At 43.5% G+C, this 23,359-nt stretch carries 19 protein-coding genes; 13 read left to right on the top strand and 6 right to left on the bottom strand.

The genetic code is table 11. From position 1 onward, the window contains the following. Nucleotides 1-177 precede the first annotated feature (177 nt). A complete protein-coding gene (gene carB, locus B0I27_RS06110; protein WP_106292339.1) occupies nt 178-2,997 on the top strand; it encodes a carbamoyl-phosphate synthase large subunit in 2,820 nt (939 codons plus the stop codon). 40 nt (nt 2,998-3,037) lie between these two features. Here the strand turns inward: carB and radA are convergent, their stop codons facing one another. From radA to B0I27_RS06090, 4 genes are all read right to left on the bottom strand, one after another. Continuing rightward, nucleotides 3,038-4,426, bottom strand: a complete 1,389-nt coding sequence (gene radA / locus B0I27_RS06105) for a DNA repair protein RadA (protein WP_106292338.1) — start codon at nt 4,424-4,426, stop codon at nt 3,038-3,040. Nucleotides 4,427-4,606: 180 nt separating this feature from the next. After that, entirely contained in the window at nt 4,607-6,157 is a 1,551-nt protein-coding gene (locus B0I27_RS06100; protein ID WP_106292337.1) for an Rne/Rng family ribonuclease, read from the bottom strand. Nucleotides 6,158-6,395: 238 nt separating this feature from the next. Beyond that, nucleotides 6,396-7,238: a tetratricopeptide repeat protein gene (locus B0I27_RS06095; RefSeq protein ID WP_106292336.1), complete on the bottom strand. Its 843-nt coding sequence runs from the start codon at nt 7,236-7,238 to the stop codon at nt 6,396-6,398. Nucleotides 7,239-7,247: 9 nt separating this feature from the next. Then, nucleotides 7,248-7,580 carry an HU family DNA-binding protein gene (locus B0I27_RS06090; protein WP_106292335.1) on the bottom strand — a complete coding sequence of 111 codons (333 nt, stop codon included), beginning with the start codon at nt 7,578-7,580 and terminating at the stop codon, nt 7,248-7,250. Nucleotides 7,581-7,717: 137 nt separating this feature from the next. Between B0I27_RS06090 and mutY the strand changes: the two genes are divergently transcribed. The 12 genes from mutY (at nt 7,718) to B0I27_RS06030 (ending at nt 20,464) form a co-directional block, all read left to right on the top strand. Then, entirely contained in the window at nt 7,718-8,998 is a 1,281-nt protein-coding gene (gene mutY / locus B0I27_RS06085) for an A/G-specific adenine glycosylase (protein ID WP_342751872.1), read from the top strand. 23 nt (nt 8,999-9,021) lie between these two features. Next, entirely contained in the window at nt 9,022-9,459 is a 438-nt protein-coding gene (locus B0I27_RS06080; protein ID WP_106292333.1) for a single-stranded DNA-binding protein, read from the top strand. Between the two features lie 433 nt (nt 9,460-9,892). Next, on the top strand, nt 9,893-10,573 hold the full coding sequence (locus B0I27_RS06075; protein ID WP_106292332.1) for an N-acetyltransferase: 681 nt from the start codon (nt 9,893-9,895) through the stop codon (nt 10,571-10,573). A gap of 97 nt (nt 10,574-10,670) precedes the next feature. Next, a complete protein-coding gene (argG, locus tag B0I27_RS06070) occupies nt 10,671-11,867 on the top strand; it encodes an argininosuccinate synthase (RefSeq protein WP_106292331.1) in 1,197 nt (398 codons plus the stop codon). A 79-nt stretch (nt 11,868-11,946) separates the two neighbouring features. Then, on the top strand, nt 11,947-12,933 hold the full coding sequence (argC, locus tag B0I27_RS06065) for an N-acetyl-gamma-glutamyl-phosphate reductase (RefSeq protein ID WP_106292330.1): 987 nt from the start codon (nt 11,947-11,949) through the stop codon (nt 12,931-12,933). A gap of 52 nt (nt 12,934-12,985) precedes the next feature. After that, entirely contained in the window at nt 12,986-14,119 is a 1,134-nt protein-coding gene (locus B0I27_RS06060) for an aspartate aminotransferase family protein (RefSeq protein WP_106292329.1), read from the top strand. 16 nt (nt 14,120-14,135) lie between these two features. Next, nucleotides 14,136-15,095 (top strand): Rossmann-fold NAD(P)-binding domain-containing protein, encoded by a 960-nt coding sequence (locus tag B0I27_RS06055; RefSeq protein ID WP_106292328.1) that lies wholly within the window; start codon nt 14,136-14,138, stop codon nt 15,093-15,095. A gap of 8 nt (nt 15,096-15,103) precedes the next feature. Then, nucleotides 15,104-15,901: an acetylglutamate kinase gene (argB, locus tag B0I27_RS06050; protein ID WP_106292327.1), complete on the top strand. Its 798-nt coding sequence runs from the start codon at nt 15,104-15,106 to the stop codon at nt 15,899-15,901. Between the two features lie 77 nt (nt 15,902-15,978). After that, entirely contained in the window at nt 15,979-16,800 is an 822-nt protein-coding gene (proC, locus tag B0I27_RS06045; protein ID WP_181276696.1) for a pyrroline-5-carboxylate reductase, read from the top strand. Further along, nucleotides 16,801-17,865 carry a M20 family metallo-hydrolase gene (locus B0I27_RS06040; RefSeq protein ID WP_106292326.1) on the top strand — a complete coding sequence of 355 codons (1,065 nt, stop codon included), beginning with the start codon at nt 16,801-16,803 and terminating at the stop codon, nt 17,863-17,865. It abuts the gene before it with no gap. Further along, a complete protein-coding gene (argH, locus tag B0I27_RS06035; RefSeq protein WP_106292325.1) occupies nt 17,862-19,193 on the top strand; it encodes an argininosuccinate lyase in 1,332 nt (443 codons plus the stop codon). Before B0I27_RS06040 ends, argH begins: the two co-directional genes overlap by 4 nt. 14 nt (nt 19,194-19,207) lie before the next feature. Beyond that, nucleotides 19,208-20,464: a pyridoxal phosphate-dependent aminotransferase gene (locus B0I27_RS06030; RefSeq protein WP_106292324.1), complete on the top strand. Its 1,257-nt coding sequence runs from the start codon at nt 19,208-19,210 to the stop codon at nt 20,462-20,464. Between the two features lie 75 nt (nt 20,465-20,539). Here the strand turns inward: B0I27_RS06030 and B0I27_RS06025 are convergent, their stop codons facing one another. Both B0I27_RS06025 and ftsH read right to left on the bottom strand, forming a co-directional pair. Beyond that, nucleotides 20,540-21,175 (bottom strand): LutC/YkgG family protein, encoded by a 636-nt coding sequence (locus B0I27_RS06025; RefSeq protein WP_106292323.1) that lies wholly within the window; start codon nt 21,173-21,175, stop codon nt 20,540-20,542. A gap of 84 nt (nt 21,176-21,259) precedes the next feature. Continuing rightward, a complete protein-coding gene (gene ftsH, locus B0I27_RS06020; protein ID WP_106292322.1) occupies nt 21,260-23,347 on the bottom strand; it encodes an ATP-dependent zinc metalloprotease FtsH in 2,088 nt (695 codons plus the stop codon). Nucleotides 23,348-23,359: the final 12 nt, after the last annotated feature.

Below are 23,359 nucleotides of genomic sequence, written 5' to 3'. Positions count from 1 at the left end.
AACTTTACATAGCGAGATTTTACGTTTATTTTTTTTGTACTTTATATAATTAAAAGTATTATTATTCCTTACCTTTGCATCCCGACAATCAGGCCGGGATTTTCATAAACAGCATAGGAAATCTCGCTGGTTATGAAGTCTTAAGACTTCGATTTAACTTTTGACTTTAACAACCCTATGCCAAAAGATCCATCCATTAAATCAGTCCTGATCATCGGTTCAGGGCCTATTATTATCGGTCAAGCTTGTGAATTCGATTATTCAGGATCGCAGGCGGCTTTATCTCTTAAAGATGAAGGGATAGAAGTTTCTATAATTAATTCCAATCCGGCGACCATTATGACAGATAAAGTGATCGGAGATCACGTTTATCTTCTTCCGCTTAATTGCGAGAGTTTAGAGCAGATTCTTTCTGAGCGTCAAATTGATGCTGTTTTACCAACTATGGGAGGACAAACAGCGTTAAATCTTTGTAAAGAGGCGGAAGAAAGAGGCATCTGGGCTAAATATAACGTCCGTGTGATTGGTGTTGATGTTGCAGCTATCGAAAAGACAGAAAACCGCGAGGAGTTTCGCCAGCTTATGGTGGACATCAACGTTGGGGTAGCGACATCCAAAATTGCAAACTCTTTTCTTGAAGGTAAGGAAGCTGCTCAGGAGATAGGATTTCCTTTAGTTATCCGTCCGTCATACACTCTTGGTGGTACCGGAGGTGGTATAGTTCACAAGAAAGAGGATTTCGATGCAGCTTTAAGTCGGGGTCTGCAAGCTTCTCCAACCCATGAGGTATTGGTTGAGCAGGCGGTTCTTGGATGGAAAGAGTATGAACTGGAATTATTGAGAGACAGCAAGGATAATGTGATTATTATCTGTTCAATCGAGAATTTCGATCCGATGGGGGTTCATACCGGCGACTCTATAACCGTTGCTCCGGCTATGACCTTAAGCGATCGTTGTTACCAGGAGATGCGTAATCAGGCGATGAAGATGATGCGTGCCATTGGTAATTTCGCAGGTGGATGTAACGTACAGTTTTCTGTGAATCCTGCAGATGAATCGATTATTGCTATCGAAATCAATCCACGGGTTTCTCGTTCATCAGCTCTTGCCTCTAAGGCAACCGGATACCCAATTGCAAAGATCGCTGCGAAACTTGCGATCGGATACAACCTTGATGAGGTTGAGAATCAGATCACCAAAACAACATCGGCTTATTTCGAGCCTACACTCGATTACGTAATTGTGAAGGTTCCGAGATGGAACTTTGATAAATTCAAGGGTGCCAATACGGAGCTGGGGCTTCAGATGAAGTCTGTTGGTGAGGTTATGGCAATCGGTCGTACATTCATTGAGGCTCTTCAAAAGGCGACACAAAGTCTTGAGATTGGCCGTTCTGGTTTGGGTGCAGACGGGCGGCAGTGCCGCAACCTGGATGAAATTATGCACGGACTGGAGCATCCAAGCTGGAACAGATTGTTCCTGATCAAGGATGCTATGAGTATGGGCGTGCCTCTTGAGTCGATCCGCAAGGCTACGAAGATAGATAAGTGGTTCCTTATTCAGATCCAGGAGCTTGTTGCTTTGGAGACAGAAATCAAGAGATATTCGCTGACTAATATTCCAAGGGATTTCTTCCTGACGTTGAAGCAGAAGGGGTATTCTGATGTTCAGATTGCATGGTTACTGGGTAACTCGGTTACTGAGGACGATGTTTATGACCGCAGGAAAGAGCTGGGTATCAAGCGTGTTTATAAGATGGTTGATACTTGTGCTGCTGAGTTTCAGGCACAGACACCTTATTATTATTCCACATACGAAGACGAGAACGAGTCTTTCCCGTCTGACAAGAAAAAAGTCATTGTGCTTGGATCGGGGCCCAACCGTATTGGGCAGGGTATAGAGTTTGATTATTCTTGTGTACACGGTCTTTTAGCTGCTAAAGAAGCTGGCTATGAATCTATCATGGTGAACTGTAACCCTGAGACAGTGTCTACGGATTTCAATATGGCAGATAAGCTTTATTTTGAGCCTGTATTCTGGGAGCACGTTCGCGAGATCATCGATCTTGAAAAGCCGGAAGGTGTGATCGTTCAGCTGGGAGGTCAAACAGCTCTTAAGATGGCTGAAAAGCTTCATGAAAAGGGCATCAAGATCATCGGTACTTCATTCAATAACATGGATATAGCTGAAGATCGCGGCCGGTTCTCTGACCTGTTGAAGGATCTTGACATTCCTTATCCTAAATACGGTGTTGCTGAGAGTGCTGAAGAGGCTATCGATGTAGCGAGACAAGTTGGTTATCCTGTCCTGGTTCGTCCGAGTTATGTATTGGGTGGTCAGGGTATGAGCATTGTCATCAACGATGAAGATCTTGAAAAGGCGGTAGTGAAATTACTCGGTGATTTGCCTGGGAACAGAGTACTGATTGATCATTTCCTGGATCGTGCAGAAGAAGCGGAGTCAGATAGTATCTGCGATGGTGAAGATGTACATATCGTTGGTTTAATGGAGCACATCGAACCTGCAGGTATCCACTCTGGAGACTCAAGTGCAGTTCTTCCCCCTTTCAACCTTTCGAAGAAAGTTACCGATTTAATGGAAGAGTATACCATTAAGCTCGCGAAGGCTCTCGATGTGAGAGGGTTGCTAAATATCCAGTTTGCGATCAAAGGTGAGGACGTATATGTGATTGAAGCTAATCCAAGGGCTTCGCGGACTGTTCCGTTTATCGCGAAGGCTTACGATGTTCCATATATCAATATTGCAGCGAAAATTATGTTAGGTGCTAATAAGCTTAAGGACTTCAAGATTGAGCGCAAGCTGATCGGTTATGCCATCAAAGAGCCAGTCTTCTCTTTTGATAAGTTCCCTGAAGTTGAAAAGCAATTAGGGCCTGAGATGAAGTCTACTGGTGAGGCAATACGTTTTATAAAAGATCTGGAAGATCCATACTTCGTAAAGCTTTACAAAGAGAAATCAATGTACTTAAGTAAATAAATAAAAAGGCCGCGATTAGCGGCCTTTTTTCATGTTGTATCTATCCAAAGAGGGATGTAAATACGTCTTCAATTTTGGAAGCAGTTTCTATTTTGATTAAATATTTGCTGAGGTCTAATCCTTTTTTATTGTATTTAGAGATGTAGATTCGCTCAAATCCTAGCTTCTCAGCTTCTGCGATGCGGTGCTCAATCCTGTTGACCGCTCTGACTTCACCTGAGAGCCCTACTTCCGCAGCGAAGCAGGTCTTGGAGGAAACTGCAATATCCTCATGAGAAGAGATGATTGCGACGATGATCCCGAGGTCTACAGCAGGGTCTTCAACGCGCAGCCCTCCGGCGATGTTAAGAAATACGTCCTTTGCACTTAACCTGAAGCCGCATCTCTTTTCAAGTACGGCAAGCAACATATTCATTCTTCGCGTGTCAAAGCCTGTAGCGGACCGCTGAGGCGTTCCGTAAGCTGAGGGGCTGACCAATGCCTGGGTTTCGATTAGCATCGGTCTGACGCCTTCTAACATGGCTGATATAGTGATGCCTGTCAGCTCTTCATCTCGTTGAGAAAGCAGAATCTCTGAGGGGTTAGAGACCTCTCGCAGACCAGCGCCCTGCATCTCATAAATTCCAAGCTCCGAAGCAGATCCGAACCTGTTCTTCACCGCTCTCAGGATCCGGTAGACATGGTGCCTGTCGCCCTCAAACTGCAAGACGGTATCGACCATGTGTTCCAGGATTTTCGGTCCGGCAATGGACCCATCTTTCGTGATGTGGCCTATGAGAAAGACAGGTGTAGAGGTTTCTTTAGCGAAGCGCATGAGTTCGGCCGTGCATTCGCGTACCTGGGAAACACTTCCTGGCGTCGATTCAATATGTGCTGAGTGGAGCGTCTGAATGGAGTCTATTACTACCAGGCCAGGCTCCAATATTTCAATCTGCTTGAAGATGTTCTGGGTGGAGGTTTCAGTGAGTATGAATACTCCGTTTTTTTCTTTTGGAGCATTTTGGTTGCTGAGCCTTTCCGCTCTCATCTTGATTTGATGCTCGCTTTCTTCTCCCGAGACGTAAAGGATCTTTCTATCCTTCAGTTGTAATGCCAGCTGGAGCATCAGTGTCGATTTTCCGATGCCCGGTTCGCCGCCAATAAGGACGAGAGATCCAGGAACGATTCCGCCGCCTAGTACCCGATTGAATTCAGAGTCGGGACTAACCCATCTGCTTTCCTCCTTGTACGTGATTTCGTGAATCGCTGAAGGCTTTGCGACTCTGGAGAGATTTCCTGCGCCTTTCCATTCAGGGACGGCGGCGCCTGGTTTTTGTATCACTTCTTCTACAAATGAATTCCACTGATTACATGAGGGACACTTACCCAACCATTTGGCTGATTCGTAGCCACAGCTTTGACAGAAGTATGCAGATTTAATTTTTGCCAATTTTCTCGATCTATTTCACACGAAAATAGCACTCTGGAATGGCAATCTTCCAAAAAATGTTGCTTGCATCGTCAATGCGTGAGAAGAGATTAATGTAAGAAGTTTAGACAGTCGATTAACCACGGCTTCGGAAGGGTGCAAAAAGCAAGGACCCGGGGAATTTCCCGGGTCCTTTTAAAGCTAAAGCTTAATTTCTTCATCTTTCGAATTCATGAAGTGGAATTCGGTAAGATAATAAGATGGGGAGGATTTAACTTTAATCCATTTACCATAATTTAAGAACCACTTCCATTGTCTGGAGATAATTCCCTTTTTAATGTAGGCCTCAATGTAGGGGTGGACAGTAAGTGTAACGCTTTTTTCATTCTGCTCACTTAAGATATAGTTCAGATTATTCTCGATGTCGTCCATCAAGACAATGCTGGCCTTTATCTCTCCTGTTCCGTCACAGGCAGGACACTTTTCATTAGTAACGATGTTCATCTCCGGGCGCACTCTCTGCCTGGTGATCTGGACGAGTCCAAATTTACTTGGAGGCAAAATAGTGTGTTTCGCACGGTCAAGAGCCATTTGCTGCTTCAGGTAATCAAAGAGATCTTTACGGTTATTTGGCTTGTGCATATCGATAAAATCGACTACAACAATGCCTCCCATATCCCTCAGACGAAGCTGTCTGGCGATTTCTTTGGCTGCTTCCTTGTTTACCATGAAAGCGTTTTCTTCCTGATTCTCAGGATTGGCCGTCCGGTTTCCACTATTTACATCCACGACATGGAGGGCCTCTGTATGCTCGATTACGAGATAAGCACCACCCGGTAGATTAACTGTTCTGCCGAACGTTGATTTGATTTGTTTCTCTATTCCAAAGTGCTCAAATATAGGCTCCTTGTGCTTATAGAGTTTCACGATCTTTTCCAGTTCAGGCGAAATGTCTCTTACATACATACGGATCTCTTCGAATATCGCAGTGTCGTTGACATGGATATTTGTAAAATCAGCATTTAATAAGTCCCTAAGAATTGTGGACGTACGCCCCATTTCTCCAAGGATCTTTTTAGAAGGTTCAGTGGCGTCTAATCTCGCCGATATGGTCTCCCACCGGGATATTAAATCGAGCAGGTCTTTTTGCAATTCTGCAACGCCCTTACCCTCTGAAACAGTACGTATAATAACGCCAAAATTCTTTGGCTTAATGCTTTCAACTATCTTCTTAAGACGAACTCTCTCTGTGTTGCTCTTGATCTTTTTTGATATAGAGATCGACTCCGAAAACGGAACCAATACTACAAATCGTCCTGCAATCGAAAGGTCTGAACTTAAGCGTGGGCCTTTAGTTGATATAGGTTCCTTAGCAATCTGAACAGGCAACAACATGTTGCGGTTTAGCACTTCGGAAATTTTGCCGGATTTATTGATGTCCTCTTCCAGCTTAAAATTATTCAGCAATTTTTCTTTATAACTGCCGTTCTTTACAATCTTCGTCAGCTTAATCAGCGACTGAACCTGAGGCCCCAGGTCAAGATAATGCAGGAAAGCATCTTTTTCATAGCCCACATCAACAAAAGCAGCATTTAACCCGGGCATGATTTTTTTAATCCGCCCAAGGTAAATATCGCCAACAGCATAGTTGTTGTTAATGTGTTCTGTGGTCAGTTCTACGAGTTGCTTGTCTTGCAGTAAAGCTATAGTTACCCCATTAGGGGCTGAATTGATTATTAATTCTTTTACCAACAGCTACCTTTTTAGTGACAGGGTTACCTGTCAACGTTTGACACAAGAAATGATTATAACACAAGAACCTCCGGTCGCATGAGCGTGGAGGTCTTTTTCATTGACTAAGCAGTTAGACTACTTCTTCTTGTGTCTGTTTTTTCTTAAACGTTTTTTACGTTTGTGGGTAGCCATTTTATGTCTTTTTCTTTTTTTACCGCTTGGCATAATTTTAAGTTTTAAATGTTTTTATTGTTAATTAATTACTTTTCAATGTGTTGATGCGCTGATCTATGTATGAGCTGAAACCAGGGTCAGCAGCAAGGGTTTTGCTTTGTTCATAGGCATGAATAGCCTCAGCATTCTGTCCGATATTCTCGTAACAAGTCGCCAGGTAAAACCATGCTTCAGGCATTTGCTCCTGCTCTAAAATTGTTTTAAAGCGGTTAATACCTTTGTCGAACTGCCCGGACTTGATCGAAAATAAGCCAAGATTCATGTTCGCTTTGATGTTCTTAGGATCTTGCTTAACTACTTCAAGTAAGAGAGTGATCCCTTTCATTGGTTCAGGTGTTCCGCTAACGTATGCTACGCCGAGGCCTGTTTTGGCACCTAGGTTGTTAGCATCCAAGTCTAGTGCTTTCTGGTAGGCGACGATAGACTTGGCAACAAATGTAGGCTGAATCAGCGAATCCTTTGTGGTACTGTAAGCACTCGTAAAAAGATCTCCAGTCTTTAGCCATCTCGAGACAGTGTTTTCTTTTTCAGCAATCTCTTCATTGTAGAATGCGCTTGGGGCTGGTTGATTAACATCATCCCATTTCTGCGCAAGTTCCTTAAGAAGAGGTAGCCTCTCTGAACCTTCTGCGGATTTAAGCTGAGTTTCCAGAGAGGATATTTGAGCAGATAAATTAGCATTTAGCATCAGTTTAGCCGATTCAGAAACAGTTTGAACTGTCACCAAAGTGGCTTGTGAGGCACTTTCGGCAGCTTCCCCCGAATGTTGGCCATCCTTAACCAAACCCTTGATGTCTAATGAAAACAGAAGTCCCATTAGAACAACAACTAGTCCGATTACTGCTATTTGCTTACCATTGATCATATTCAGAGATTATGCTTCTGCTGCAGTTTTTGCTTCTTCGGCTGCTGCAGCCAATTTTGTTACGTTACCGTTCTTTACTTTTTCAACAAAAACCTTTGCTGGTTTAAAGCTTGGAACGAAATGCTCAGGGATAATGATAGCGGTGTTTTTTGAAATATTACGTGCTGTCTTTGTCGCTCTTTTCTTTACAACAAAGCTCCCAAAACCTCTCACGTAGACATTTTCGCCGCTAACCATTGAGTTTTTAATTACTTTAAAAAATGCTTCTACCGCTTCCTGCACATCTAGCTTTTCGATTCCTGTTTTGGTGGATATCTCTGCGATAATTTCTGCTTTAGTCATATCTTATTGGGTTAAACTTTTTCGTAAACTCTTAATTGTTTTGGGGTTGCAAAAGTATTGGTTTAATTCGAATTCGTAAAATAAATCCATTTATTTTTCTTTTAACTTCTGAAATGCCAGACAGATAGCACTGGAAATTGCTCCATTTATTCTGTTCAAAGAAGGTAAATAGTCTGAAAATCTGCGTTCTGCAGCGGTTTAAGGGAACTACATCCTCCAGCTTGTTAAGGCTTTGTATCATTGTTGAGAGTTCTGAAATTCCGCTCCGAAGTACACTTCAGACTATTCTCCGCTCTTCCAGGCTTGTGCTCGACGTCATTTTTTGGATATCGGTCATCGAAATCTTGAAGTTTTTAGGACCTTCGCGTATGCATTTCATCGAAGAGATTATTGCGTGGTATCTCATCAACAAAAGAGATCTGCCATGGAGAAATACCCGGGATCCGTATATCATCTGGCTATCTGAGATAATCCTTCAGCAAACAAGGGTGGAACAAGGGCTTCCTTATTTTGAACGCTTTTTAGATCGGTACCCTACGATCGCACATTTCGCTGCGGCAAATGAGGACGAGATCCTCAATCTATGGCAGGGATTGGGATATTATTCAAGAGGCAGAAATATGCATAAAACCTCTAAAATAGTTATGGAGGAATATGGGGGGTATTTTCCGAATAGATACGACGATCTCTTAAAGTTGAAGGGGGTAGGCGAATATACTGCCGCTGCGATCTCTTCCTTCTCTGCCGGCGAGGCAAAGGCGGTGGTCGACGGGAACGTCTTCAGGCTACTCTCACGTTTTTTTGGGCTTCGGGATGTGATCAATAGTCCTCAGGGGAAGAGAGCGTTTACTGAACTTGCAAACGAGGTTATTAATAAACATGATCCGGGAACAAGTAATCAGGCTATGATGGAGTTCGGTGCAAAGGTGTGTAAGCCGCGCAATCCCGACTGCATCGTCTGTCCTTTAAATCAGCAGTGTTTTGCTCTGCGCAACGATATGATTACTGTATTACCCGTCAAGAAAAAAGCACAGCGTCCCAGGCCCCGGTATTTTAACTACATAGTTGTTTTGTCGCGCGACTCCATATTGTTGAGTAAACGAAGGGCGAAGGATATTTGGGAGAATCTATATGAATTTCCTCTTTTTGAATCTGATAAAATACTTGACGTAATCGAGTTGATCGGGCGTCCTGACTTTGTATCGGCTTTCGGCGAAGAGGTTACTATCCTTTCGGTTCACGGTCCCGCAAAGCACCAGCTCAGTCATCAGACGATTCACGCACAGTTTGTTGTTATAGAGGCGCATAAACTCCAGAACGTAGATCAGATGGGGTGGCATTTTGTGGCTTTGGATGAGCTTCCAAACATAGCGCAACCAAAAATAATTTTCTCGTTTCTTAGAAACTTCCTACATTGACTTCACAATTAAAAAGCTAAATTATGGCAGGAGTTAACAAAGTTATTTTGGTTGGACATTTGGGCAGAGATCCGGAAGTTCGACACTTGGAAGGAGGCGCCAGCGTCGCCAATTTTACGTTAGCCACATCAGAAACTTATACCAGAGACGGGAAGAAAGTAGAGCAAACGGAGTGGCATAATATCGTTGTTTGGCGAGGACTTGCAGATGTAGCGGCTAAATATTTGAAAAAGGGCGAGCTTATCTATGTGGAAGGGAAGCTTCGCACGCGCAGTTATGACGATAAGAATGGCACAAAGAGATATGTGACGGAGATTGTGGCGGATAATTTCAATATGCTCGGGAGAAAAGGTGGTTCGGGCGACGAAGGCACTGAAAACTCAGCTAATAAGAGTGCTTCTGATTATCAGGAACCTCAGGTAGATTATTCTACTGATACCTCCGATGATTTGCCCTTCTAAGTTCGGTCTACGGATTATCGTATCATTAAATCCTTTCCCGGAAGGCGGAAAAATAAAAGTGAATTGCTTATATCTTGACTTACAGATGAATAAAAATATTTAATGATGTTGCATAACTTACATTTAATTCAATAATTTTGTAGTGTAATAATAGGTTTTACACATTGTTAGTCAACTGAAATGAACAATTCTCTTTTTAACATTACTTCAGCATGTTCCTCCTTATCCGGACATGTTCCTGTAGTGATAGGTGAAAAGAATATCAACGGGAAATTGGTGTTCAGGCACCGACGACCATTTATGCCGCGAGTTTGATAACTCGCAGGCATTCCTCCCCTTTAGGCTCTGGTTTCATCAGAGTCAAAATCAATAATTTTTCTGGAAAATTGTCAAGACGTAGCGTCTTCGTCCGTTGAGAGCGGATTTCTTTAAAATGAACGAAAAAGATTTTTCTGTAATTGTAGCTTCGGATATTCATACTGTTTATGCGGAGCAAATATGTGATGAGATGGCAGAATCTGCCAAAGCTCGGGGAACTGGAATTGCACGGAGAAGTCCGGAATATGTGGCGACCAAGATGAGGGAAGGGAAGGCTGTGATTGCTCTTCATCAAGACGGCACATGGGCAGGATTTTGCTATATAGAAACCTGGCAGCATGAAAGCTTTGTTGCGAATTCGGGTCTTATCGTAAATCCACAATTTAGAAAGTGCGGATTGGCAAAAGCAATCAAAAATCGGATATTTAAACTTTCAAGAGAGAAATATCCGGAAGCGAAAATCTTCGGCCTAACTACTGGGTTAGCTGTAATGAAGATAAACTCGGAACTTGGATACGAACCGGTCACCTATTCAGAGCTTACACAAGATGATAAGTTTTGGCAGGGTTGTCAAAGTTGTGTGAATTACGACATCCTTACAATGAAGGAGCGCAAAAATTGTCTTTGCACTGCGATGCTTTATGATCCGGTGGAGAAGATGAAAGAGCTGGAAGAGCAACAGCGTATACAAAACGAGAAGCTTAATAAGGTTACTCGTAAAGCCTCGCTGTTTGAACGGATTGAGGCGAAGCTCAAAGGTTCTGCCAAAGTGCTATTTGCTGCTGTTCATCCCTAGTTTCACGACAGTCAATGCGGGCAGCGCGACCCGTTTTTATATAACAATTTGGAAGATCCGAAATCTTTTCGTTGTCCTCCTACCAAATAAATATTAAATGAAAAAGAAAGTTGTTTTAGCCTTTAGTGGTGGATTAGATACTTCTTATTGTGCGATTTACTTGTCAAAAGATCTTGATCTTGAGGTTCATTCCGTAATTGTAAATACCGGGGGATTCAGTGAGGAAGAACTTCGCCAAATTGAAAAAAGAGCATATGAGTTAGGAGTTGCTTCACATCACGCTGTTGACGCAGTTAAGGGCTATTACGACAGTTCTTTACGTTATCTGATCTTCGGTAATGTCCTTAAAAATAATACCTACCCCTTATCTGTAAGTGCTGAAAGAGTTACCCAGGCAACTGCTATCGCCAATTATGCGAAAGAAATAGGAGCAGACTTTGTTGCTCATGGTAGTACCGGAGCCGGAAACGACCAGGTGCGTTTTGATATGATCTTCAATATCTTAGTTCCGAAGGTTGGAATTATAACACCTATACGAGACCAAAAACTTAGTCGCGAAGCCGAGATTGAATATCTCCGCCAGCATGGCGTTGAGATTAATGCCGAAAAAGCACAGTATTCCATAAATAAGGGTATCTGGGGAACTTCCGTCGGTGGTAAGGAAACGCTCACATCGAAAGGCATGCTCCCGGAAGAGGCTTGGCCCACACAGGTTACAAAAAGCACCGCAGAGGATCTGGAACTTGAATTTGTACAGGGAGAACTTGTTGCTGTTAATGGACAGAAGTTTGAGCATCCGGTAGAGGCGATACAGGCTATTCAGGAGATCGTTGCACCTTTTGGCATTGGAAGGGATATACATGTGGGTGATACCATTATAGGTATTAAGGGACGTGTCGGCTTTGAAGCTGCGGCACCAATGGTAATCATTAAGGCACACCATGCCTTAGAAAAACATACGTTAACCAAGTGGCAGCTAAGCTGGAAAGATCAGCTGGCTATGTTTTACGGCAACTGGATGCATGAGGGACAATTTCACGACCCGATTATGCGTGATATCGAAGCCTTCATGACCAACGCTCAAAAAACGGTTAATGGAAAAGTGTATATTCAGCTACTGCCTTACCGTTTTCTGGTAATAGGTATAGAGTCTGAAAATGATCTGATGAGTAGCAAATTCGGCAGCTATGGAGAGATGAACGAGGGTTATACTGGCGAGGACGTAAAAGGCTTTTCTAAGATATTCGGAAACCAGGTTTCTATCTGGCATAAAGTTAATGAAGGAATATCTTAGTCCTTCATTCATCAAACACGTGAACGAGCTGTCTGCAGGTCGGCTCGTTATTTAGGAAACGTTTACTTAGTTTAGAGTTATGCAGAAGATTAAAGCCGGAATTATTGGAGGGGCTGGCTATACGGGAGGTGAATTGATTCGCCTGCTGGTTAATCACCCCAATGTTGACATCAATTTTGTTCACAGCAATAGTAATGCAGGAAACCTGGTTTCAGATGTCCATACGGATCTAACAGGCGAGACGTCCATTGCTTTCACAGATACTTTATCGCAAGATGTTGATGTGCTGTTTCTATGTGTAGGACATGGAGACGCAAAAAAGTTCTTGGATAGAAACCACATAGACGAAAGAATCAAGGTAATAGATCTGAGTCAGGATTTCAGACTTGCCGAGAACGCTGACTTTAGAGAAGGCGGTTTTGTGTACGGCTTACCAGAGCTTCAAAAGGAAAAAATAAGAACGGCGAAGAATGTTGCTAATCCAGGGTGTTTTGCTACTTGTATACAATTGGCATTATTGCCCCTGGCTGAATCGGGTAACCTGCAGAACGAGATTCACATCTCTGCAACTACAGGATCGACGGGAGCCGGACAAAGCCTGTCTACTACTTCTCATTTTAGCTGGAGAAATAACAACTCATCGGTATACAAGCCCTTTGGTCATCAGCACCTGAACGAGATCACTCAGTCATTAAACCAGGCAGGCTCTCCAATAACCAGGGATAACATGAGTTTTATTCCCTACAGAGGAGATTTTACGAGAGGTATTATCGCCTCCTTATATACCGAGTCTGATCTCAGTTTAGAGGAGGCCTCGAAGGTTTTCTCGGAATACTACAAGGATCATCCTTTTACGCATATCCTAAAAAAGAACATAGATCTGAAACAGGTTGTCAATACCAATAAATGCTTCCTGTATTTGGAGAAGCACGACAATAAATTGCTTATCATCAGCATAATTGATAATCTTCTTAAGGGTGCTTCCGGACAAGCAGTGCAGAATATGAATTTGCTTTTTGGCTTTGACGAACAGGCTGGTTTGAAGCTAAAAGCGGCAGCTTTTTAGCGAATCCGGATGGCGAGAGCTTCCGGAGGAATAATTATTATACAAAACGCGAATGAAGTTATTTGATGTATATCCATTAAATCCTATTGAAATTGTAAAAGGCGAAGGAAGCCTGGTATGGGATAGCAATGGTCAGGAATATTTGGACCTCTACGGAGGCCATGCCGTTATATCGATTGGTCACAGCCATCCACACTATGTTAAACGGTTGACTGAGCAATTGAATGAAATAGGTTTTTACTCAAACTCGATTCGTATAAGGGGACAGGAAGAGCTAGCGGAAAAGCTAGGTCAGGTTTCTGGAAAGGCGGATTATAAGTTGTTTCTATGTAACTCAGGAGCTGAGGCCAACGAAAATGCCTTAAAGCTTGCTTCTTTCTACAATGGAAGAAAAAAGATCATCGCTTTTAAAGGTGCTTTTCACGGACGTACATCTCTGGCTGTGGCTGCAACAGACAATCCTAAGATTGTCGCCCCTGTTAATGAAACGGATAATATCGTATTCCTCCCTCTTAACGATCTTGATGCGCTCAATGAAGCCTTCCAGGCGTACGGAAATGAAATATGTGCAGTTATTATCGAAGGTATTCAGGGAGTGGGGGGAATTAAGCCGGCAAACGATGATTTTTTACGTCTGATTCGGTCTCTATGCGACACTTATAACTCCGTTTACATAGCTGATTCTGTTCAATGCGGTTACGCTCGCTCAGGTAAATTTTACTCGCATGAGTACGCCGGGGTGGATGCAGATATATACACCATGGCGAAAGGTATGGGAAATGGGTTCCCTGTAGCCGGAATTTCTATAGCCCCTAAATTTCAGTCCTGGCATGGAATGCTCGGAACCACTTTTGGTGGAAACCATCTGGCCTGTGCTGCAGCGCTCGCTGTTTTGGAAGTCATCGAACAAGAAAACTTGCTTGCTAACGCTCTAACGGTTGGAGAATATCTCATGAAAGAGCTTGGAAAGTTTGAACAGGTGCGCGAAGTTAGAGGGAAGGGATTGATGATTGGCATAGATCTTCCTGAGGAACTTTCTCATGTTAAGAAGGATTTATTATTTAAACATCATATTTTTACGGGGGAAGCGAAGCCGAACGTCATTCGATTGCTTCCTGCGCTGAATATGAATAAAGCACATGCCGATAGGTTTTTGCAGGCATTCAACAGTATTTTAAATCCCTAGAGAGAACACCATAAAGATGAATTTATTTACTTCTGTTAACGATGTTTCTGATGTAGCTGAGCTGGTAAACGAAGCTCTTGCAATTAAAGCAAACCCCTATGCTGACCAAAGTCTTGGAAAAAATAAGACCTTAGGACTTATTTTTTTGAATCCCAGCCTCCGTACTCGCTTAAGCACCCAAAAAGCGGCGCTTAATCTGGGTATGAACGTAATGGTAATGAACATGGACAAAGAAGGCTGGGCTCTCGAAACACGCGACGGTGTAGTCATGAATGGGACGACAGTAGAGCATATCCGAGAAGCAGCCGCAGTAATTGGTGAATATTGCGATGTATTAGGGATCCGTTCTTTTCCCGGCTTGAAAGACAGGGAGGAGGATTACAGCGAAGACATTTTTAATAAGTTCATTAAATACAGTGGCATCCCAGTAGTAAGTCTGGAGAGTGCAACGCGACATCCACTACAGAGCTTCGCCGATTTGATAACCATTCAGGAACATAAAAAAGTAACGCGTCCCAAAGTGGTATTATCCTGGGCTCCTCACATTAAGCCCCTGCCTCAAGCTGTTCCGAACTCCTTTGCAGAATGGATGTGCCGTGCACAGGCTGAGGGTTTGCTTGACTTCGTTATAACGCATCCAGAAGGCTATGAACTCGCAGAGGAGTTTACCTCTGGCGCGCGGATAACCTATGATCAGGATGAGGCATTGAAGAATGCAGATTTTGTATATGTTAAGAACTGGTCGAGCTATCAGGACTACGGCAAGATTCTCACCTCAGGAGATGGATGGATGCTTGATCTAGAAAGGTTGAAAGTTACAAATGAAGCTAAAGTTATGCACTGCCTCCCGGTCCGTAGAGATCTTGAACTTTCTTCAGAAATACTCGATAGCAAGGAGTCTCTGGTTATTCAGGAAGCAGGGAACCGTCTCTGGGCAGCTCAAACAGTCCTTAAAAATTTGCTTTCATCTACATAAGAAAGGTGATGGATAATAAGAAACCGCTATTTGTCATTAAAATTGGAGGGAACGTCATCGACAATTCTGAAAACCTTCACTATTTTTTGAAAGATTTTTCGACTCTGCCCGGGGATAAAATCCTTATACACGGTGGTGGCAAAATTGCAACTGACCTTTCTCATACGATGGGAATAGAGCCAAAAATGGTCGATGGCAGAAGAATTACTGATATCGATACATTGAGAGTCGTGACGATGGTGTATGCTGGTCTTATTAATAAGAACATAGTCGCCCAGCTTCAAAGATACCAATGTAACGCTATAGGCCTTACCGGCGCTGATGGAAATCTCATCAGGGCGACTAAGAGACCTGTAAAAGATATAGATTATGGTTTTGTTGGTGATTTGTCTCCATCTTCCGTAGACCGTAATAAGCTTGACGAGATTTTGCAAACGGGTGTCGTTCCTGTTTTTTCCGCCATCACTCACGATGGAGAAGGACAGCTACTTAATACAAACGCAGACACGATCGCGTCAACACTTGCTATTGCATTGTCATCTCTTTATCAGGTGAGTCTCGTCTACTGCTTTGAAAAAAAGGGAGTACTTTTAGATGTTGCCGATGATAACTCCGTTTTAAGAGAGATAAGCTCGTCTGACTTTGATCGCCTTAAGGCGGAAAATATTATCGCTGGTGGGATGTTGCCGAAGCTTCAGAACGCTTTTCAAGCTATAAATAGCGGAGTGAGCGAAGTTTACATCGGTAAGTCCGAAGAACTTGAGATGTTAGGCAAAGAGCAATTTGGTACGCGCCTATTTGCGTAGCAGGAGTTAAAACAGGTGATTGCAGTCCATACACATGCTTCATGTGTCGTGTATCTTTCGCCATTATATCCATATTGATGAAAAGTTTAATCGGTAATATCGCTATCCTCGGAAGCGGCAATATAGGGCTATCGTTAGCCTACGGATTAGTAAAGTCGAGTTACCAAACCGCCTCGTCTATCATATTGACCCGACGGAATGTCTCTGGCCTTTCCGAACAGGCAGCGCTCGGATACCAGGTATCAGCCAATAATATGGAAGCCGTTTCAAGTGCTTCAATTATCATATTAGCTGTACTTCCCCAGCAACTGAACGGGCTACTTAACGAAATCAAGCCGGTTATCGATGCGAAGAAACATACCGTGATCTCAGTGATCTCCGGCGTTTCCTGCAATGACATTAAAGCTAAGCTCGGCGAAGACGTACAGGTAATACGTGCCATGCCGAATACAGCTATTTCAATTGGTCAGTCTATGACCTGTATCGCCTCGGAGAACGCTACAACCGAAAATGTGGATTTAGTAAAGGGAATGTTTGAGACGGTGGGTTCTGTAGTCGTCATTAACGAAGAGCTGATGACATCGGCAACGGCACTTTGTGCATGCGGAATAGCATTCTTTTTAAGGGCTATCCGTGCCGCCTCGCAAGGTGGAGTGGAGATAGGTTTTCATGCGGAGGATGCATTAAAGATGGCTGTTCAGACAGCAAAAGGTGCGGCAGATTTGCTCCTGATTCATGAAAGTCACCCAGAGAGTGAAATCGATAAAGTTACATCACCTAAAGGCTGTACCATCGCCGGACTAAACGAAATGGAGTATCATGGTTTTAGCTCGTCGCTGATTAAGGGAATAAAGCTTTCTGCGCTGAAGGCAGGTGGATTATACACAGAAGAAAAGTAAATGATCGATCATCTTGCGGACGATAGTATAAAGTTGCTGAAGGAACTGATCAAGACACCTTCGCTAAGTCGGGAGGAAGATAAGACGGCAGCCTTACTGAAATCTTTTTTTGAGACGCATCAGATCGTCTTTCACGAAAAAGCTAATAATATCTGGGCTTATAACGCATATTTTGATGCGTCCAAGCCTACCATCCTTCTTAACTCGCACCATGATACCGTAAAACCAAATCCCGGTTATACGAGAGATCCATTTGCTGCAGATATGGAAGACGGTAAGCTTTATGGTCTGGGAAGTAACGATGCCGGTGGTGCCTTGGTGTCACTAATTGCTGCTTTTCGATACTTTTACCTGAAGACCGATCTTCCATACAACCTCTGTCTTGCAGCTACCGCGGAAGAAGAGATTTCCGGACAAAATGGTATTGAACTCATCCTCCCTGAATTAGGAACACTTGAGTTTGCTATCGTAGGCGAACCTACTGAAATGCAGCTTGCCATAGCTGAAAAAGGACTTATGGTGCTTGATTGCGTCGCAACGGGGGTAGCGGGACATGCGGCTCGTGATGAGGGTGATAACGCAATATATAAGGCTATAAAGGATATTGAGTGGTTCAGTACATACAGATTCTCCCGCGAATCCGAGGTGTTCGGACCGATTAAAATGTCAGTCACTATAATTAACGCAGGATCTCAGCACAACGTCGTACCTTCTACCTGCAATTACACTGTAGACGTGCGCCTGACTGATGCCTACAAGATGGAAGAAGTACTGCAAATAATCAAAGAGCACGTGTCAAGCGAAGTCCGCCCCCGCTCAATGCGTCTAAAGCCCTCCTCTATTGCCAAGGATCACCCTATCGTGTTAGCAGGTATTGAAATGGGCCGAAATACATACGGATCTCCCACGACGAGCGACCAGGCGCTCCTTAATATCCCGTCTTTGAAGATGGGACCAGGGTTTTCGGGACGATCACACATGGCAGACGAGTTTATTTACGTTAAAGAGATAGAAGAAGCAATAACGATTTACATCACATTACTGAATAAAATAACTACCAAATGAAGCTTTGGCAAAAAGATAAAGAAGTATCAGGTTCGGTCGAACAATTTACTGTGGGAAGAGATCGTGAATTAGATCAGTTCCTTGCCGAAGCCGATGTGTTAGGCTCACTTGCGCATACGCGTATGCTTGCAAGTATCGGACTTATGGACCCGAAAGATCTCGAAGCGGTCCAGGCGGAATTAAAGTCTATTTATCAGGAAATTCGTCAAGGCCAGTTCAAGATTGAAGAAGGTGTTGAGGATGTGCATTCACAAGTGGAGCTTCTGCTGACCAAACGAATAGGCGAAGCAGGGAAGAAAATACATAGCGGGCGCTCAAGAAACGATCAGGTGCTTGTTGACCTGAAGCTCTTTTTCCGGTCTGAGATAAAGAACCTCGTAGGAAATGCGACCTCTCTGTTTGACTTGCTGATAGATCTCAGCGAAGAACACAAAGACAAACTTCTTCCCGGTTACACGCATCTTCAGATTGCTATGCCCTCATCTTTCGGACTGTGGTTTGGAGCTTATGCCGAAAGCCTGGTGGATGATATGGAGCTTATGCTCGCAGCCTGGAAGGTGTGTAATAAGAACCCGCTCGGGTCTGCCGCCGGTTATGGCTCATCTTTTCCGTTGAACCGCACGATGACAACCGAGCTCCTCGGATTTGATTCTATGAACTACAATGTGGTCTATGCGCAGATGGGAAGAGGTAAAACCGAGCGTATCCTGGCTCAGGCCATGTCGTCCGTTGCTGCTACTTTGGCCAAGCTGGCTATGGATGCATGTTTGTTCATCAATCAGAACTTCGGATTTATTAAGTTTCCTGATGAGCTGACCACGGGCTCAAGTATCATGCCGCATAAAAAGAATCCGGATGTATTCGAATTGATCCGTTCGCGTTGCAACAAGATACAAGCCTTGCCTAACGAGGTCGCATTGATGACCACAAATCTTCCCTCCGGCTACCACAGGGATCTGCAGCTTTTGAAAGAAAGCCTTTTTCCGGCCTTTACTTCGCTAAACGAATGTCTGGAAATGACCACATACATGCTTAAGCATATTTCTATTAAAGCCGATATATTGGATGATCCTAAGTATGCATATCTGTTCAGCGTGGAAGCAGTGAATGAAGAGGTGCTTAATGGATTGCCTTTCAGAGAAGCTTATAAGAAGGTTGGAATGGAGATTGAAAGTGGAAACTTTAAAGCACCGGCGTCAGTAAAACATGTGCATGAAGGAAGTATCGGTAATCTTTGCAACGCCCAAATCACCGACGCCTATAAATTAGTGGTTGATAATTTTAACTTTAAAAAGGTCGAAGACGCTGTTGAGGCGTTGGTATCTTAACCATATAAAAGAAAATGAGTGTATCACGTTTAGCACAGAAGTTAAAAGGCTCTGAAATAATTAAGATCGCAGGAGAAATTAACGAATTAAAGAAACAGGGACAGAAGATCGCGAACCTTACGATTGGCGATTTTGATCCGGCTCTTTTCCCCATTCCAGATGCCCTGAAAAACAGTATTAAGCAGGCTTACGATGACCATCAGACCAATTATCCACCTGCTGACGGTATCCTTCCTCTGCGACAGGGAGTGAGTAATTATCTGGCTGATGCTTATGGCTTAAATTTCAATACAAGCGAAATTTTGATATCCTGCGGATCACGTCCTTTGATATATGCAGCATATCTTGCGCTTATTGATCCTGGTGATACAGTGATCTATGCAGCTCCTTCGTGGAACAACGATCATTACTGTTCGCTAACGGGGGCTAAAGGTGTTCCTATCACAACAAGTCCTGAAAATAATTTTATGCCGACAGCAAATGATCTTCGTCCGCATATCAAGGATGCTAGCCTGATAGCACTATGTTCACCGTTGAACCCGACAGGAACCATGTTCTCGAAGAAAGACCTGGAAGAAATATGCGACCTGGTTCTCGAAGAAAATAATCGTCGTGGCGAGTCTGAAAAGCCGTTATATGTAATCTATGATCAGATATACGCCATGCTAACGTTCGGAGAGCATACACACTATGATCCCGTCTCGCTACGACCTTCTATCAAAGACTTTGTGGTTTACATTGATGGAGCTTCGAAATGCTTTGCCTCAACGGGAGTGCGTGTCGGGTGGGGATTTGGTCCTGAGCTGATTATTGAGAAAATGAAGACGCTCGTGATGCACATGGGGGCCTGGGCGCCAAAGGCGGAACAGTTTGCTATGGCTGCGTTTCTTCAGGATTCAGCAGCTGTGGAAACTTATCTTACAACATTCAAAAGGAAGATTCAGGATAGTCTTGATGCGATTTACTACGGCTTCAAGAAGTTCAAGGATGAAGGCCTCGATGTTGATGTTATTGAGCCAATGGGAGCCATCTATCTGACCATTAAGATCGACTACGTCGGTAAGACGACTTCAGACGGGCAGGTATTGAGAAACAGTGAGGATGTCAACTTCTATTTAATAAAAGAAGCAAAAGCCGCTTTCGTGCCCTTTTCAGCTTTTGGTGCAGATAGCTCTGTAAACTGGTTCAGATCTTCAATCGGCGCTTGTTCTTTAAGTGATATACAGGAGATGCTTCCACGGATTAAGGAAGCGTTGCTTAAGCTTAGATAGCAAAGAAAATTATCGACTATACAAGAAATGCGGACTCAACCCGCATTTCTTGTATAGTCGATAAAATTAAAAAGCTTAACCTTCAAGTAAAAAAACAATGAACTCCTTTGGGCCATGAGCGCCTAAAACAAGCGTTTTTTCGATATCAGCCGTTCTGCTCGGACCGGTAATTGTCGATACCATTGAGGGAATATTGGTGTCATATTTGCTCTTCAGCTGTTTAAAGCCATCTTTAAGATCCAATACCAGTTGAGAAGTATAGGCCACTACAATATGGCAATGCGGATAAATGCTTAGCCGTCTTCCCGCAGTACCCCCGTTAGACACCAGAACGCTCCCGTTTCTAGCGATCAGCGACTCACACAAAGTAATTCCAACCTCTGCATCCATGAAATCTGTGTCTGTACTGTAAAAAGGAAATTCGAAGTGCGTAAGAAGCTCCTGAAGCGGTTGCTCCCAGCAATATATTTTGCGCCAGCCCTTCTCGTCCGCCAGAAGCAGCAGGTTTTCGACAAACTGCATTTCATCTTCACAAAAGATAAATTTACCAGCTACAAGGCTCAATTGCTCTGCAAAGAGAACGTCAAGGTAGCCGGTATAATCTTCATATAATGGGGCTTCTTCAAGATTAGGGTGCGGATTGTCTCGCTTTTCAAGCAAGGCCTTCCGTATTTTCTTGAGCATTTTTTCTTTAGAGGTAGTCTCTTTCATTCTTTTCCGTACTGGAATCAGCAAAACCGAAGATATGCATTATCCTTTTGAAAAAAAAAGCTCCGTTTATCGGAGCTTTAATATTTAATTGTTTGATTCGTTTTTGTTAAGAGGTTCTGTGGAGTCTCCAAAAGGCTCAGGATGCAGGTTCTCTGCCGCCAGTTTCTGATTGCCTGTGTCATCATCCCCGTTTACAAACTCATCGTACGTAGTTCGGTGGTTAAAAGGCCTTTTTCCCAGAATTTCTTCCAGGTCACTTTGAAACAAAATCTCTTTTTCAAGAAGCTTCGCAGCAAGTTTTTCCAGACCCTCACGTTTCTCGGTTAACAGAGTCTTCGTACGATCGTAAGCTGACTTTATTAAAAGACGTACCTCAGAGTCGATTAGTTCACCCGTTGTTTCAGAATAAGGTTTCGTGAATTGATCCTGTTGGTTAAAAGAGATGTTCCCAACTTTCTCATTCATCCCATATACAGACACCATTCCGTACGCCAGGTTGGTAATACGTTCGAGGTCATTCTGAGCTCCTGTAGAAATCTTACCGAAAACGATATCTTCAGCAACACGGCCGCCTAGAGTCATGCACATGCCATCTGTAAGCTGCTCCGTAGTATAGAGAAATTGCTCTTTCGGAAGGTACTGTGCATATCCCAGTGCAGCTACTCCACGTGGAACAATTGATACTTTCACCAGAGGATCAGCATGTTCCAGGAACCAACCTGCAATCGCGTGACCTGCTTCATGGTAAGCAACGATCTTTTTCTCTTCCGGAGATATAATTTTATTTTTCTTCTCCAGTCCGCCAATAACCCGGTCAATTGCATCCTGAAAATCATGCATATCCACCGCTTCCTTGTTCCGACGGGCAGCGATCAAAGCAGCCTCGTTACACACGTTGGCAATCTCTGCACCAGCAAAACCGGGGGTTTGCGCAGATAATTTTTTAGGGTCAACCTCCTCAGCAAGTTTGATCGGCTGAAGGTGCACCTTAAATATTTGCTCGCGACCAACTAAATCTGGTTTATCGATCGAAATTTGTCTGTCAAAGCGTCCCGGTCGCAGTAATGCAGAGTCCAGAACGTCCGGCCTGTTCGTTGCTGCAAGTATAATGATACCAGAATCAGTACCAAATCCGTCCATTTCGACTAACAGCTGATTAAGCGTGTTTTCACGCTCATCGTTTCCTCCTACGATATTATTTTTGCCTCTGGCACGTCCGATAGCATCAATCTCATCGATGAATATTATGCAGGGAGCCTTATCTTTCGCCTGCTTAAATAAATCTCTGACCCTCGAAGCTCCAACACCAACAAACATCTCGACAAAGTCAGATCCTGAAAGTGAAAAGAAAGGCACCTGCGCCTCGCCGGCAACCGCTTTGGCTAATAGGGTTTTTCCTGTACCCGGCGAACCAACTAGCAGTGCTCCTTTTGGAATCTTTCCTCCAAGGTTGGTGTATTTTTTAGGATTCTTAAGAAAGTCTACAATCTCCATAACCTCAAGTTTGGCTTCTTCAAGTCCCGCTACATCATTGAACGTAACAGAGACCTGAGCCTCCTTGTCAAACAAGGTAGCCTTCGACTTTCCGATGTTGAAGATCTGACCTCCTGCGCCGCCGCCGGCTCCACCACCCATTCTGCGCATGATGAACACCCAGAATCCAATTAGTAGTAGCACAGGAAGGATTATCGACATGAACCAGCTTGCCCAGAAGTTTTCGCGAGTGTCGAAAGTTACAGGTGTACGCTGGTTTGCAGGCAAGTCTTTCTCGGCCTCTTTGATTTTCGCCTCGAGCCCATCAAAAGATCCATCGGTAAACTGAAATTGCGGACCTGCAGCATTACCCATGTTCAGGTTATCCTCCGTACGAACATCCTTGTATTTAGGATCCTTTAATCTGTCTTTTTTGATATACACCTCAGCAACAACCAAATCGTTGCTCTTATATGCAACAATCTTTTCTACGTCTCTTGTCCGCAGATACTCAGTTTCGAATTGCTGATAGGTGATTTTCTTTATCGTCTGGTTATTGAAAAACCATTGCACTACAAAAAGGAGCAGAATAATTCCCGCATAAACCCACATGATATTAAACCGTGGGGGCTTGGGAACCATTTTCTTTCCTGTTTTCTTGATAAACCCTTTTTTATTTTCGGTATTTACGTCTTTCATTATCAGTATTTT

The sequence above is a fragment of the Arcticibacter pallidicorallinus genome (assembly GCF_003002875.1).
In the GTDB taxonomy this organism is placed as follows: Bacteria; Bacteroidota; Bacteroidia; order Sphingobacteriales; family Sphingobacteriaceae; genus Arcticibacter; species Arcticibacter pallidicorallinus.
This window is presented reverse-complemented; position numbering and strand designations above follow the sequence as displayed.

Bases quoted from the DNA above. Each gene is read 5' to 3' on its own strand.
- ftsH (WP_106292322.1), bottom strand. From the start codon at position 23,347: ATGAAAGACGTAAATACCGAAAATAAAAAAGGGTTTATCAAGAAAACA.
- B0I27_RS06025 (WP_106292323.1), bottom strand. From the start codon at position 21,175: ATGAAAGAGACTACCTCTAAAGAAAAAATGCTCAAGAAAATACGGAAG.
- argB (WP_106292327.1), top strand. From the start codon at position 15,104: ATGGATAATAAGAAACCGCTATTTGTCATTAAAATTGGAGGGAACGTC.
- B0I27_RS06075 (WP_106292332.1), top strand. From the start codon at position 9,893: ATGAACGAAAAAGATTTTTCTGTAATTGTAGCTTCGGATATTCATACT.
- B0I27_RS06060 (WP_106292329.1), top strand. From the start codon at position 12,986: ATGAAGTTATTTGATGTATATCCATTAAATCCTATTGAAATTGTAAAA.
- B0I27_RS06030 (WP_106292324.1), top strand. From the start codon at position 19,208: ATGAGTGTATCACGTTTAGCACAGAAGTTAAAAGGCTCTGAAATAATT.
- argC (WP_106292330.1), top strand. From the start codon at position 11,947: ATGCAGAAGATTAAAGCCGGAATTATTGGAGGGGCTGGCTATACGGGA.
- carB (WP_106292339.1), top strand. From the start codon at position 178: ATGCCAAAAGATCCATCCATTAAATCAGTCCTGATCATCGGTTCAGGG.
- argH (WP_106292325.1), top strand. From the start codon at position 17,862: ATGAAGCTTTGGCAAAAAGATAAAGAAGTATCAGGTTCGGTCGAACAA.
- B0I27_RS06090 (WP_106292335.1), bottom strand. From the start codon at position 7,580: ATGACTAAAGCAGAAATTATCGCAGAGATATCCACCAAAACAGGAATC.
- B0I27_RS06080 (WP_106292333.1), top strand. From the start codon at position 9,022: ATGGCAGGAGTTAACAAAGTTATTTTGGTTGGACATTTGGGCAGAGAT.
- argG (WP_106292331.1), top strand. From the start codon at position 10,671: ATGAAAAAGAAAGTTGTTTTAGCCTTTAGTGGTGGATTAGATACTTCT.
- B0I27_RS06095 (WP_106292336.1), bottom strand. From the start codon at position 7,238: ATGATCAATGGTAAGCAAATAGCAGTAATCGGACTAGTTGTTGTTCTA.
- proC (WP_181276696.1), top strand. From the start codon at position 15,979: ATGAAAAGTTTAATCGGTAATATCGCTATCCTCGGAAGCGGCAATATA.
- B0I27_RS06055 (WP_106292328.1), top strand. From the start codon at position 14,136: ATGAATTTATTTACTTCTGTTAACGATGTTTCTGATGTAGCTGAGCTG.
- B0I27_RS06040 (WP_106292326.1), top strand. From the start codon at position 16,801: ATGATCGATCATCTTGCGGACGATAGTATAAAGTTGCTGAAGGAACTG.